This is a genomic window from Lichenicola cladoniae (assembly GCF_013201075.1).
In the GTDB taxonomy this organism is placed as follows: domain Bacteria; phylum Pseudomonadota; class Alphaproteobacteria; order Acetobacterales; family Acetobacteraceae; genus Lichenicola; species Lichenicola cladoniae.
The window spans coordinates 4,198,895-4,212,467 of record NZ_CP053708.1; the positions used below are offsets into that span (position 1 = coordinate 4,198,895).

Sequence of the window (13,573 nt, forward strand, 5' to 3'; positions counted from 1 at the left end):
GGGAGGCGACATGCCTATTCCTTCTTTTCCGACACCTCGCTGCCGTGCTTCTTCTCGGTCAGGTGCTGCTCGATATGGCCGCCGAACTGGAAGCGCATTGCCGACAGCAGCTTCTCGCCGAAATTGTTGCCCGAACGGCTGCGGAACCGTGTGAACAGCGCCTGACTCAGCACCGGGACCGGCACCGCTTCCTCGATCGCCGCCTCGATGGTCCATCGACCTTCGCCGGAATCGGCCACCTGTCCGGTATAGTCCGAGAGCGTCTCGTTCTTGGTCAGCGCATTGGCGCACAGATCGAGCAGCCAGGACGACACGACGCTGCCGCGCCGCCAGACTTCGGCGATATCGGGCATGTTCAGGTCGAAGCGCTCATGCTCGGGAAGGTCGCCCGAGTTCTTGTTGCGCAGAACGTCGAAGCCTTCCGAGAAGGCCTGCATCATGCCGTATTCGATGCCGTTATGGACCATCTTGACGAAATGCCCGGAGCCGGCCGGACCGCAATGCAGGTAGCCCTGCTCGGCGCGCGGATCGAGATGACCGCCCTCGCGACCGGCGGTACGCTCGACATCGCCGATGCCCGGCGCCAGCACCGACAGGATCGGGTCGATATGGTCGACCGCCTCCTTCGCGCCGCCGATCATCATGCAGTAGCCACGATCCAGGCCATGCACGCCGCCCGATGTGCCGACATCGACATAGTGGATGTTCTTCTCGCGCAGCGTCCGGGCGCGGCGGATGTCGTCCTTGTAGTAGCTGTTGCCGCCATCGATGATGATGTCGCCAGACTCGAGCAGGCCGGACAAGGTGTCGACGGTGTCCTCGGTGATCTTGCCGGCCGGCAGCATCACCCAGACGATGCGAGGCGCGTTGAGCTTGGACACGAGGTCCTGCAGGCCGGTGGCCTCCAGGCTCTTCTCGGAGCGGCCATGCACGGCGGAGACGACCGCCTGGTCCCGATCGAACAGAACGACCTCATGTCCATGTCGCGAGAGACGGACCGAGATGTTCCCGCCCATCTTGCCAAGTCCGATGATGCCGATCTGCATTTCAATTACCTCGTCAGAAACCGTATGGCGCTAAGCCGCACGGCGTGGGTCTCAATGAAACAAGGTGCCGCGACGTGTCAGTCGCGACACCATGATCGTCAGGCGACAGCGCTGGCGATCGCGCTGCCAAGCCGCTCCAGACCGGCAGACAGGTTGCCCTTGATGTGCACGCGCAGCGCACGACGTCCGCGCTCCGCCAGCACGTCGAAGTCGCCGCGAGCCTGGGCTGCCTTGACCACGCTGAAGCTGTAGGTCTCGCCGGGCACTGCAAGATCGGCCTTGTCGTCGGCAGTGATCTGCAGGAACACGCCGCTGTTCGGCCCGCCCTTGTAGGCCTGACCGGTCGAGTGCAGGAACCGCGGTCCGAACTCTGCTGCCGTGGCAACGTGCTTCGCGTCGCGAATCGCCAGGCGTGCCTTCTGGATCCAGGCGATCGTCGTAGAGTCGCGCTCGATATACGCGAGCAGCGCCGCATAGTCGCCAGCCTTGGCCCGTGCGAAGTGCGCCTTCACGACCGCTTCCAACGATCCACCCTTGAGGGCGGCAGCGTTGGTCTCGTCGGCGAAGAAGCTGAAATCGCCGTCGGTGCCGAACGGTGCCTCGGCCGGCAGCTTGCCGCTGCTGGCGTACGCATCGGTCAGCTTGCGCGTCTCGATCTTGCTGGCCTCGACGTCGGGCTGGTTGAACGCGTTGATCCCGAGGATCGACCCTGCCACCGCGGTGGCGAACTCCCAGCGGAAGAACTCCTGCGCAATCTGCATTTTCGATGCCAGCGAGATGGTGACGACCGGCTGGCCGGCAGCCTCCAGCGCCTTGATCGCCGCGTCCTGCGTCGCATCGGGACTATCGGTTAGGCGCAGATAGGCAAACACCCGGTCGCTGCCATAGACCGACGGCGCACCGAGCGTCTCGCCCTCGATCGGGATGATGCCCTTGCCGTCCTTGCCGGTGGACTCGGCAAGGAGCTGCTCGAGCCACGCGCCGAGGTCGGCAATTCCCGGTGACGCGACGATGGTGACCTTGTCGTGGCCGAGCTTGGCGCCGACCCCGAGCAGGGCTCCCAGCAACACGCCGGGGTTCTGGCCCGGCGGCGTCCCGGCGGAGCAGGCCTTCACCATGCGGTCTGCGTTCGACAGGAACTCGGCCAGATCGAGGCCGATCGCCGCCGCGGGTACGATGCCGAAGTTCGACAGCACCGAATACCGGCCGCCGATCGCTTTCTCGCCGTGGAAGATCTTCCAGAAGCCGTCCTTGGTCGCGACATCTTCCATGTGCGAACCAGGATCGGTGATGGCAACGAAGTGGCTGCCGGCCTTGTCGCCGACGGCCTTCTGCATCTTGTCGAAGAAGTAGGCCTTCAGGATGTTCGGCTCGAGGGTACCGCCCGACTTGGAGCTGACGATCACTAATGTCTTGGCCAGGTCGACCTTGGCCTCGAAGCTCGCGACCTGCTGCGGGTCGGTGCTGTCCAGCACATGCAGTTCCGGGAAGCCGGCACGCTGTCCGAATGTCTCCGCCAGGACTTCCGGCCCAAGGCTCGAACCACCCATGCCGAGCAGCAGCACGTGGCTAAACGCCTTCTCCTTCACTTCGGCCTGGAACGCCGTCAGCGCATCGAGGCCTTCGATCCGGTCGCCGACGATGTCGAGCCACCTGAGCCAGCTCGCCTCGTCGGTGCCGGTCCAGACCGATGCCTCGCGCTCCCACAGGGCGCGAACCTTGCCGGACTTCCGCCAGTCCTCGAGGCTCGCCTTGACGGCGTCATCGAGATCCTTGGGCAGCTTGAAGACGCTGGCGGCAACGGTGTCTCCGGCCATCTCGGCCTTTTTGGCGGCAACCGCGCCGAGCAATGCGTCGAAGGAGTCCGCGAACGAGTCGACGCCGTCCTTGACCAGCTTGTTGGTGACACCGGTCAGGTCGAGGCCGAGCCGCTCGGCTTCGGCAAGCACGTGCTTTGCGCCCTCTACGTCTTCGGTGATCGAGTTGCGCGCGGTGCCATGGTCGCGGAACGCATCCATGGTTGCCGGCGGCATGGTGTTCACGGTGTCGGCGCCGATCAGCTCCTCGACATACAGCACGTCGCTGTAGGCCTTGTCCTTGGTGCCGGTCGAGGCCCAGAGCAGGCGCTGCGGGTTTGCACCGATGGCCTTGAGAGCCTGCCAGCGCGGGCCGGCGCTGACCTCGACGTAATGCTGGTAGGCCAGCTTGGCATTGGCGATCGCCACCTTGCCGCGCAGGGTCTTGAGGATCTCGCTGTCCTTGTCGTTGGCAGCCAGGCGCGTGTCGATCGCCTTGTCGATCAGCCCGTCGATCCGGCTGACGAAGAAGCTGGCGACCGAAGCGATGTGGGTGATGTCACCGCCATTCTTGTGGCGCTCCTCGAGGCCGGAGATGTAGGCCTCCAGAACCTTCTTGTAGGCATCGATCGAGAACAGCAACGTTACGTTGATGTTGATACCCTCGGAAATGACCTGGCGGATCGCCGGCACGCCCGCGTCGGTGCCCGGGATCTTGACCATCAGGTTCGGCTTGCCGACCGCTTTCCAGAGGCGACGGGCCTCGATGATGGTCGGCTCGGTGCGCAGGCCGAGATAGGGGGAAACCTCGAGGCTGACGTAACCGTCCAGCCCTTTCGTCTCGTCCCAGACAGGCTTCAGCACGTCTGCGGCGGCGCGGATGTCGTCGATCGCCAGCGTCTCGTAGATCTCGGAGGCATCGGTATTGCCTGCCGCGACGATCTTCTTGAACTGGTCGTCATAGTCGGTGCCATGACCCATGGCCTTCTCGAAGATCGCGGGGTTCGAGGTGACCCCCTTGAGCCGGTCGTCGCCGACCAGCTTGGCAAGGCTGCCATTCTCGATGAACGAGCGCTGGATGAAGTCGAGCCATGGCGACTGGTGGAACTTCTCGAGCGCCTGCAGCGGATTGCCGGCATCCTGTGCGCCGGGTGGTTTCTGGACGACGTTCATGGGCCTTGGCTCCTACGAGGGCATGATCGAAATCATGCCCCTCAGGTTTGGATCGTCAGCGGACCTGTTCCGGACCGGCCCCCGGAACCTCAAATCTTGTGTCCGCCCAGCCTGTCGACCGGTCGAGATCAGTCGAGGCGGTTAGATCTTGCCGCCGATCGCCTTGCCGCCTTTTGCCTGGTTGCGCGCTGCCTCGAGCACCTTCTCCGGCGTGAAGCCGAACTTGGTCAGCAGGTCGCTGAGCGGTGCCGATGCGCCGAACGTGTGCATCGCGATGATCGCGCCGGTCAGGCCGGTATAGCGATCCCACCCGAAGGCCGCCGCCTGCTCGACGGCGACGCGACCCTTCACCGCCAACGGCAGCACGCTCTCCTTGTATTCGTCGGACTGCTCCTCGAAGAGGTCGAACGAGGGCATCGAGACCACTCTTGCCTTGATCCCTTCTGCGATCAGCGTCTCATAGACGCCAACCACCAGGGCCAGCTCGCTGCCGGTACCCATCAGGATCACGTCGGGCGTACCCTCGCAGTCGCCAACCACATAGGCGCCCTTGGCCAGCCCGGAGGCCGGCGCATACTTCGTGCGGTCGAGCGTCGGCAACGCCTGGCGGCTGAGGATCAATGCAGCCGGCTTCTCCTTCAGCGGCAGGATCACCCGCCATGCCTCGGCGACCTCGTTCGCGTCGCCGGGACGGATGGTCATGATGCCGGGCGTGGCGCGAAGCTGGGCCAGCTGCTCGATCGGCTGATGGGTCGGTCCATCCTCTCCAACGCCGATGCTGTCATGGGTGAAGATGTAGACGACCGGCAGCTCCATGATCGCGGAGAGCCGGATCGGTGCCTTCATGTAGTCGGAGAAGATCAGGAAGCCCGAGCAGTAGGGACGGATGCCGGACAGCGCGATGCCGTTCGAGATCGAGCCCATGGCATGCTCGCGCACACCGAAATGCAAGTTGCGGCCGCCGTAATTGTCGGGCTGGAAGCTGCCGGCGCCCTGGAAGGTCAGGTTGGTCTTGGTGGACGGCGACAGGTCGGCCGATCCACCGATCAGCCATGGCACATGCGGCGCGATGGCGTTCAGGATCTTGGCGGAGCTTTCACGCGAGGCCACGCCCTTGGCGTTGGTCTCGAACACCGGCATTTCCTGGTCCCAGCCGGCAGGCAACTCGTGCTGGTTCATCTGCTCGAGCTCGGCAGCGAGCTCGGGATACTCGGCCTTGTAGTTGGCGATCATCGACAGCCAGCCGGCATTCAGGCCCTTGCCGCGCTCGCCGATACCGGCCTGGAAATGCTCCATGACGCCATCGGGGACAAAGAACTTCTTGTCCTCAGGCCAGCCGTAGAACTTCTTGGTCCCGGCAATCTCCTCGTCGCCCAGCGGCTCGCCATGTGCAGCCGCCGTGCCCTGCTTCTTGGGGGCGCCATAGGCGATCTTGCTGTGCACGACGATCAGGGTCGGCTTGCCGTTGGGCGCGCCATCCTGGGCCCGTGCCATCTCGTAGGCACGCTTCAGCAGGTCGATGTCCTGTGCATCGTGCACTTCGACAACGTTCCAGCCGTAGCCTTCGAACCGCTTGTGCGTGTTCTCGGTGAAGGCAAGCTCGGTCGAGCCCTCGATGCTGATCTGGTTGCTGTCATAGAGCCAGGTCAGGTTCGACAGCTGCAGATGGCCGGCGATCGAGGCGGCTTCGCTGGAGATGCCCTCCATCTGGTCGCCGTCGCCGCTGAAGGTCCAGACATGGTAATCGAAGATCGGGAAGCCCGGCTTGTTGTAGCGGGTAGCCAGCCAGCGCTGCGCCATCGCCATGCCGACGGAGTTGCCGCAACCCTGGCCGAGCGGACCGGTGGTGGTCTCGACGCCCGACGTGAAGCGGTATTCCGGATGACCCGGGGTCTTGCTGCTGAGCTGACGGAACTGCTTGAGGTCCTCGAGGGTGAGCGACGGCGCATTGCGATCCTCGCCCTCGTTGACCGACTTCACGCCAGCCAGGAAAATCAGCGAGTAGAGCAACATCGAGGCATGGCCGACAGACAGCACGAAGCGGTCGCGGTTCGGCCAGTTCGGGTCGACCGGATTGTAGCGGAGGATTTCGTTCCACAGCACGTAGGCGGCCGGTGAGAGCGACATCGGCGTGCCGGGATGACCCGAATTGGCCTTCTGCACCGCATCCATGGACAGGGTTCGCATCGTGTTGATGCAAAGCTGGTCCATCGAGATGGAAGGCCCAGCGGCCGATCCATCGGGCGCACGCAGAAAGTCAAACTGGCCTGAACGCATGTATACGGTCCTTCGTCGTCTTGTGGGCGTTGCCCGCCGTCGCCGCCGGTCGCCCCGTTCTAGCTATGCTGCACTGCACTCTGCAAGCCGCCGCCTGATGTCAAAGTAGCCGGCCCCTCCATTTGGGGGGTCGCTGGCCATCTCTCGGCCCTCACAGGGAACGCCAGTTGCCTCCGTCTCGCCACGGTTCAGCTGATCACGAAACCTCGATCGGGAGCAACCCGACCATCATTCCGCTGCGTGATGATGATCCTTGGGTCCCGCCGTTCCGACCTGGGAGGCAATGCCGAGCTTCCGGTGGAACCACTCCCGCATCGTTTGGAAGGTTACGTAAAGCATCGGAATGATGAAGATTCCGACGCAGCTTGCGGCAAGCATTCCGGCGAACACCGGTGTCCCGACATCGCGACGACTGATCTGGGCGGCACCCGTCGCGGTCACCAGCGGCAAAAGGCCCAGGATGAAGGCGAACGAGGTCATCATGACCGCGCGGAACCGCATGTGGGCGCCCTGGATCGCGGCCTCCCGGATGCTTTCGCCTGCCTCGCGCCGCTCCTTGGCGAATTCGACGATCAGGATGCCGTTTTTCGCAGACAAGGCGATCAGCACGACGAGCCCGATCTGGGCATACAGGTCAAGCGCCAAGCCGGCGATCTTGATACCGATGAAAGCCCCCAGCACGGCAACGCTGACGGACATCAGCACCGGGATCGGGATAATCCAGCTTTCATAAAGGCCGACAAGGAACAGGTAGGCGAACAGGATCGCCATCGCCAGGATGATGCCGGTCTTCCCGCTGGCCTGGACCTGCTGGTACGCCGTGCTGGTCCACTCGTAGCCATAACCGGTTTTGAGGGTCCTGGCGGAGATCCGGGCCATGGTGTCGAGCGACGTGGCGGATGACACGCCCGCGGCCGGACTGCCCTGGATCGTCACCGCCCGATAGTTGTTGTACCGGGTGATTGCCTGCGGGCCGGTGATGGTCTTCAGGCTGGCCAGCGCACGCAAGGGCACGGTGCCGCCGCTGGAGTTGCGGATATAGAGCCGCCACAGATCGTCGATGGTCTGGCGATTATAAGATTCGCCCTCGACATTGACCTGCCAGACACGCCCGAACAGGTTGAAGTCGTTGACGTAGGTGCCACCCAGTGCCGTCTGCAGCGTCGTGAAGATATCGCTGATGTTGACGCCGAGCGCCTGCGCCTTGACCCGGTCGATATCGAGATAGAGGGACGGCGTGGTCGACGTATAGGTCGTGAAGACACGCGCTTCGTCGGGACTCTTGTTCGCCGCGGCGAGGAGCCCCTGCACCTGGGCTCCGAGAGCGCTCGGATCCTGACCTTCCAGAGCCTCGAGCTCGTATTCGAACCCGCCGCCCGGGGACAGGCCGATGATCGGCGGCAGGTTGAACGGGAACACCGAGGCCTGCCGAATGCCCTGGACCTCGCCGGCTACCCGGGCGATCAACGCGTTCGCACTCTCGGTCGCCTTGGTCCGATCCGCGAACGCCTTCAACCGCACGAACACGAACCCGGTGTTGGATTCCTGGACGGTGTCGATGATCGAATACCCGATCACGCCGAAGGTGTGTGCCGCCCCCGGCAGCGCCGCGGCCAATTTCTCGACCCGGCTGATCACTCCGCTGGTGCGGGCTACCGACGCGCCGTCGGGAAGCTGGACGTTGATGAAGAAGCCGCCCTGGTCTTCCTCTGGCAGGAAGCCGATCGGCATTGTCTTCTGCATGAAGCCGATGATCACCGCGCACGTCACGACGACGATGACGCCACCGAACGCAAACCCGAGCAGCCGTTTGACGACCCGGGAATAGCCGTTCCGGGTGCGGTCGATCGCACCCATCACCTTGGCCATGATACCGCGCCTCGGGCCGGAATGCCGCAGGAACACACCGCACAACGCCGGCGACAAGGTCAGGGCGTTCAGCGCGGAAATCAGCATCGCGATGCAGATCGTCACGGCGAACTGCTTGAACAGCACGCCTGACAGCCCCGGGATGAACGCGATCGGCACGAACACCGACAACAGCACCATGGTGATCGCGATGATCGGCCCGGTGATCTGCGTCATCGCCTTCTTGGCGGCGTCAGGCGGGGACAGATCAGGCTCCTCCTCCATGACCCGCTCGACGTTCTCGACCACCACGATTGCATCGTCGACCACGATGCCGATCGCCAGCACCATGGCCAGCAGCGAGACGGTATTTGCCGAGAACCCGATCGCGGTCATGCCGGCGAAGGCGCCGATCAGGCTGACCGGCACCGCCGCCGTCGGAATGATGGTGGCACGGACACTACCCAGGAACAGGAACACCACGAGGACGACGAGCAAAAAAGCCTCGCCAATCGTCTTGATAACTTCATGGATCGTGTCGTGCACGAAGTCGGTGCTGTCGTACGTGACGTTGTATTTGAGGCCTGCGGGGAAACGCTGGCTCAGCCGGCTGACCAGCTTCTTGATCGCGTCCGCACTGTCCAGCGCGTTGGCGCCTGGTGCGAGATAGATGGCGATCGCGACCGAAGGCTGGCCATCGAAACGGGTTTCCGAGTCCAGCGTCTGCGCACCGAGCTCGATCCTGGCCACATCGCGTAGCCTGAGAGTGGATCCATCGGGATTGGCGCGAATGACGATCTGCCCGAACTGTTCGGGGGTGACGAGCCGGCCCTGGGTCTGCACGTTGAGCTGGTATTGCTGGTTCGGCCCGGTCGGGCGCGCGCCGATCCGTCCGACCGCAGCGACCGTGTTCTGTGCCGAAACCGCTGCGGTAATATCCGAAGGCGACAGGCCGAGGTTGGTCAGGCGGTTCGCGTCGAACCAGATACGCATCGAGTATTTCTGGCGCGACAGCAGGGATGCCTGGCCAACGCCGGTGGTGCGGGCGATTTCGTCAATCACGTTGATCGTCAGGTAGTTGGCGATGAACAGCGGGTCGAACTTGCGGCTCGGGCTATAGAAATTGATGAACTGCAGGATCGCCGACGAACGCTTCTGGACAGTCAGGCCCTCGGTGTTGACGATCGCCGGCAACTGGGCCTCGGCGGTCGTCACGCGGTTCAGGACGTTGGTCGTATTGACGTCGGGATTGGTGCCCAGCAGGAAGCTGACGGTCAGGTTGTACGAACCGTCATTGCCGCTGACCGATCGCATGTAGATCATCTTGTCGACGCCGACGACCTGGGCCTCGATCGGCTGGGCGACCGATGCTTCGACGACCGCGGCGGACGCACCCGGGAAGGTCGCCGCGACCTGCACCTGCGGCGGGACGATATCCGGGAACTGCGACACCGGAATACGCGCCAGCCCGACGATACCAGCCAGCGTGATGATGATCGCAATGACGATCGCCAGCCGGGGCCGGTCGATAAAGACGCCGGAAATCATGAGCGGTCCTTAGCGCTGGCCGGGCGTGGCGCCGGGCGAAGGGCTACCCTGAGTGGCGGCCGCCTGGTTCTTCGTTGCCTGAGCTGCGCCGGCCTGGTTGGACTGCGCATGGGCCGCCGGTGCTTCCTGGCCCGGATCGGGTACGACCGCCTGCGGCGCCTCGGGAACAACCTGCTCGCCATCATGGATCTTCTGGATGCCGTCCACGACGATGTCCTGGCCCTGCTTCAGGCCCGACAGCACGACCGTATCGGCTCCGGTGGATTGACCGAGCTTCAGGTTCGTACGCACGACCTTATGCTGCGCATCCAGGGTGAACACGTAGTCTCCCTGCTGGTCGGACAGCACCGAGGCGCGCGGGATGATCATCTGCTCGACCGGGTTCGGATCCTGCACCGTCACGGTGACGAACTCGCCATCGACCAGTTGACGGGTGCTGACGCCGGCGCCGGTTTCGCCGCGCTTGGGATTGGCGACCGTCGCCCTCAGCGTGATGGTATCGGTCTGGTTCGACACGGTGGGTGCCACGTAGTCGAGGCTGGCGTTCTGATCGTAGGTCGTGCCGTCGCTCAGCTGGATCTTGATCGTCGCCTTGGACAGACCGCCGATCGAGCCGTACTTCTTCTGAAGGGTCAGCACGTCGCGGCTTGCTGCCGGAAATTCGACGTACATCGGGTCCTGGGTCACGATCGTCGCCAGCGTGCCGCTGCTGGGGCTGACCACGTTGCCCTGGTTGACCGAGGTCTCGGTGATACGACCATCCACCGGCGCACGAATCTCGGTATAGGCAAGCTGGATCTGCGCGCTCTGCAGGTTGCCCTGCGCGGTGAGTACACTGCCGGCACCGGTCTGCGCCGTCGCCGCTGCATTGTCATAGGCCTGCTTCTGGCCTGCAGGAGTGCTCAGCAGCGCCTTCTGCCGCCCGAAATTGACGCGCGCGTTCAGGACGGTCGCCTGCGCCTGGGCCAGCGTGCCTTGCTGCGCCAGCACCTCTGCCTGAAACGGCCCCTGCTCGAGCACATAGAGTAGGTCGCCCTTCTTGACCTCGGACCCCTCGTCGAACAGCCGCTTCTCGAGATAGGCGGTCACCCGCGGCACCAGAGCGACACGGTCGATCGCCTGGATGCGGCCGATATACTGTGAAGAACTGGTGACCGGAGCCATCCTGACCTGCGAGACGCCGACCGGCGGGGGTGGGGGCGGAGCCGGTGGCCCAGCTGCGAGCGCAGACCCGGTGATAGTCACTGCCGTCGCTAGGGAGAGAGCGGCAAGCGCGAGAACCGGCGCCGGAGTGCGCTGCATCCAGTATTTCCTCAATGGCACGCGACAAGAGATGGCCGGGGCTTGCATCCGGGCATGACGTATTACAGGCCGCAACGATGGCGCTGACCGTTTGGTCACTCGCATATAGACTTTATTCCGCAGTGCGCAACCAGACAGTCGTCACGACGTTGGCCAAAGCTGTTCCATGGTGACGGTAGGGCTTTCCGGACGCCAGAAGCTCACGGATTGCCTGCCGGATGACCGATATTTCCAACCAAGGCGGCTTGTCGCCCCAGGCATCCACGCTGCCATCCGGCACGCACCGGATCGTCGTCATCGGCGCGGGTTTCGGTGGATTTTCGGCGGCCCGGGCTCTCAAGGCCGCAAAAATCCACATCACGGTCATCGACCGGACCAACCACAACCTGTTCCAGCCACTCCTGTATCAGGTCGCGACCGCCGCCTTGAGTTCCAACGACATCGCCTTGCCAATCCGCTCCGTGTTCCGATCACGCCCCGAGATCATGGTCCTGATGGCCGAGGTGACCGGCATCGATCGTGCCGGAAAACGCGTGGAAATCGATGGCGCCACAGCGGTCCCCTACGACACCCTCATTCTCGCGACCGGCTCGGTCTATTCGTGGTTCGGCCATGACCGATGGGCGGTACGGGCTCCGGCGCTCAAGACCGTGGCGGACGCATTGTCCCTGCGCAACCGGCTGCTCGACGTGTTCGAGAGGGCCGAGCTGAGCGAGGATCCGGTCGAGACCACCCGGCTCATGACCTTCGTGGTCGTGGGCGCCGGACCGACCGGGGTCGAGATGGCCGGCGCGATCGCCGAACTCAGCCACAACACGCTGGACCGGGACTTCCGTCGCATCCACCCGTCCCGGGTCCGAATCGTGCTGTGCGATGCCGGGGACCGGGTGCTGGCAAGCTTTCCGAAGCGGCTTTCCGACTATGCGGCCAGGCGTCTCGAGACGCTCGGTATCGAGCTCAGGCTCAATGCCGGCGTCGAGGATATCGATGCGCGCGGGGTCGTGGCCGGCGGGCAGCGGATCGACGCCGAATGCGTGTTCTGGGCCGCCGGCACCAAGGCAACGCCGGTCGCCTCCTGGCTCGGCGTTCAGCCTGAACGGAACGGACTGGTCCGGGTCGAGCCCGATTGCAGCCTTCCCGGGCATCCCGACATCTTCATCATCGGCGATGCCGCCTCGCTGGCCGGTGCCGACGGCAAGCCATTGCCCGGACTGGGCTCCGTGGCGAAGCAGCAGGGCAAGTATGTCGGCAAGCTGGTCGCCGCCCGGCTCGGCGGCGGGCATCGCGTGGCCCCGTTCCGCTACAGGAACTGGGGCGAGCTCGCGATGATCGGCGGCTCCTCCGCCGTCGGCAAGTTCGGCCGGTTCCACCTGACCGGGTTTCCAGCCTGGGTCGTCTGGAGCATCATCCACCTGCTGTTGCTGGTCAGCGCCCGCAATCGCACCGTGGTTTACGTGAACTGGATCTGGGCTTGGCTGACGTACGGACGGGGAGCACGCGTCATCACCCGGACGCCGTCGCATATGCCCGATGACCAACGGTAAGCTGAGCAGCCTGCCCTTCCCGGTTTCCGACCATTGCGACGGGACCCGCTTCCACAACCCCGCCAATCCCGCCGACGCGTCCCCGCCCCAATCAGCCCGTAGCCTGCTGCCGATCCTGCGGTGGCGGCTGGGCGGCACGCGATCGCCATGGCCGGACCGGGTGATCGACCCGCCCCCGATGGGCAATCCGCTGGATTCGCCGCCCGACGGGATGATCGGCCTGACCTTCATCGGCCATGCGAGCTTTCTGCTGCGCATGGGCGGACTGACCATCCTGACCGACCCGATCTTCAGCGAGCGGTGTTCGCCGGTCTCCTGGGCCGGACCGAAACGGGCCCGGGCCCCGGGCAGGCGTCTCGACGAGCTGCCGCCGATCGACCTGGTCCTGGTCTCGCACAACCATTACGACCATCTCGACCTGCCCAGCCTGCGCGCCATCGTCGCGCGCGACCGGCCCGCCTTCGTCACGCCGCTGGGCAACCGGCGCCTGCTGCTCGAAACCGGCGCTGCCCCGATCACCGAACTGGACTGGTGGCAGTCGCACAGGATCGGCGACACCACCATCACCGCGACCCCGGCGCGGCATTTCTCGGCCCGCACCCCGTTCGACGCGCGCATGGCGCTCTGGTCCGGTTTCATGATCGAGCAGCCGGGCGCCCGGGTCCTGTTCGCGGGCGATTCAGGCGACGGGCCCCACTGGAGCACGATCGGTGACCGGCTCGGCACACCGGACCTGGCCCTGCTGCCGATCGGGGCCTACGACCCGCGCACGCTGATGGCAGCGGTGCACATGAACCCGGAGGAGGCGGTCGGCGCCCATCGTTCGCTGGGGGCACATCGCTCGGTCGGCATGCATTTCGGCACCTTCCAGCTGACCGACGAGGCGATCGACGAGCCGCCCATGCGTCTGGCCGCCGAACTTGCAAGAATCGGGCTGGCCGCCGATGCCTTCACCACCCTCGGTGCCGGAGACACGTGCCTCATCGCACCCGGATCATCATCGGGCACAGGCGGAACCGGGCGGCGCGAATAGGGTTCT

General features: G+C 64.6%; 7 protein-coding genes. 2 read left to right on the plus strand and 5 right to left on the minus strand.

Annotated features, from left to right (window positions below; translation table 11 throughout):
* Window positions 1–14 precede the first annotated feature (14 nt).
* The 5 genes from gnd to HN018_RS18995 all read right to left on the minus strand — a co-directional run bounded on the left by gnd (window position 15) and on the right by HN018_RS18995 (window position 10,990).
* Complete coding sequence (gene gnd, locus HN018_RS18975) at window positions 15–1,046, minus strand: phosphogluconate dehydrogenase (NAD(+)-dependent, decarboxylating) (RefSeq protein WP_171835781.1); 1,032 nt, start codon at window positions 1,044–1,046, stop codon at window positions 15–17.
* Between the two features lie 98 nt (window positions 1,047–1,144).
* A complete protein-coding gene (locus tag HN018_RS18980; protein ID WP_171835782.1) occupies window positions 1,145–4,015 on the minus strand; it encodes a bifunctional transaldolase/phosoglucose isomerase in 2,871 nt (956 codons plus the stop codon).
* 141 nt (window positions 4,016–4,156) lie between these two features.
* Entirely contained in the window at window positions 4,157–6,202 is a 2,046-nt protein-coding gene (tkt, locus tag HN018_RS18985) for a transketolase (RefSeq protein ID WP_408886728.1), read from the minus strand.
* A gap of 318 nt (window positions 6,203–6,520) precedes the next feature.
* The gene (locus HN018_RS18990; RefSeq protein WP_171835784.1) at window positions 6,521–9,688 is read right to left on the minus strand and encodes an efflux RND transporter permease subunit; all 3,168 of its coding nucleotides are present in this window, start codon (window positions 9,686–9,688) and stop codon (window positions 6,521–6,523) included.
* A 9-nt stretch (window positions 9,689–9,697) separates the two neighbouring features.
* Window positions 9,698–10,990, minus strand: a complete 1,293-nt coding sequence (locus HN018_RS18995; RefSeq protein ID WP_171835785.1) for an efflux RND transporter periplasmic adaptor subunit — start codon at window positions 10,988–10,990, stop codon at window positions 9,698–9,700.
* 218 nt (window positions 10,991–11,208) lie between these two features.
* Between HN018_RS18995 and HN018_RS19000 the strand changes: the two genes are divergently transcribed.
* Window positions 11,209–12,534 (plus strand): NAD(P)/FAD-dependent oxidoreductase, encoded by a 1,326-nt coding sequence (locus HN018_RS19000; protein WP_171835786.1) that lies wholly within the window; start codon window positions 11,209–11,211, stop codon window positions 12,532–12,534.
* Complete coding sequence (locus HN018_RS19005; RefSeq protein ID WP_239478833.1) at window positions 12,521–13,567, plus strand: MBL fold metallo-hydrolase; 1,047 nt, start codon at window positions 12,521–12,523, stop codon at window positions 13,565–13,567. Before HN018_RS19000 ends, HN018_RS19005 begins: the two co-directional genes overlap by 14 nt.
* The last annotated feature ends 6 nt before the right edge of the window (window positions 13,568–13,573 follow it).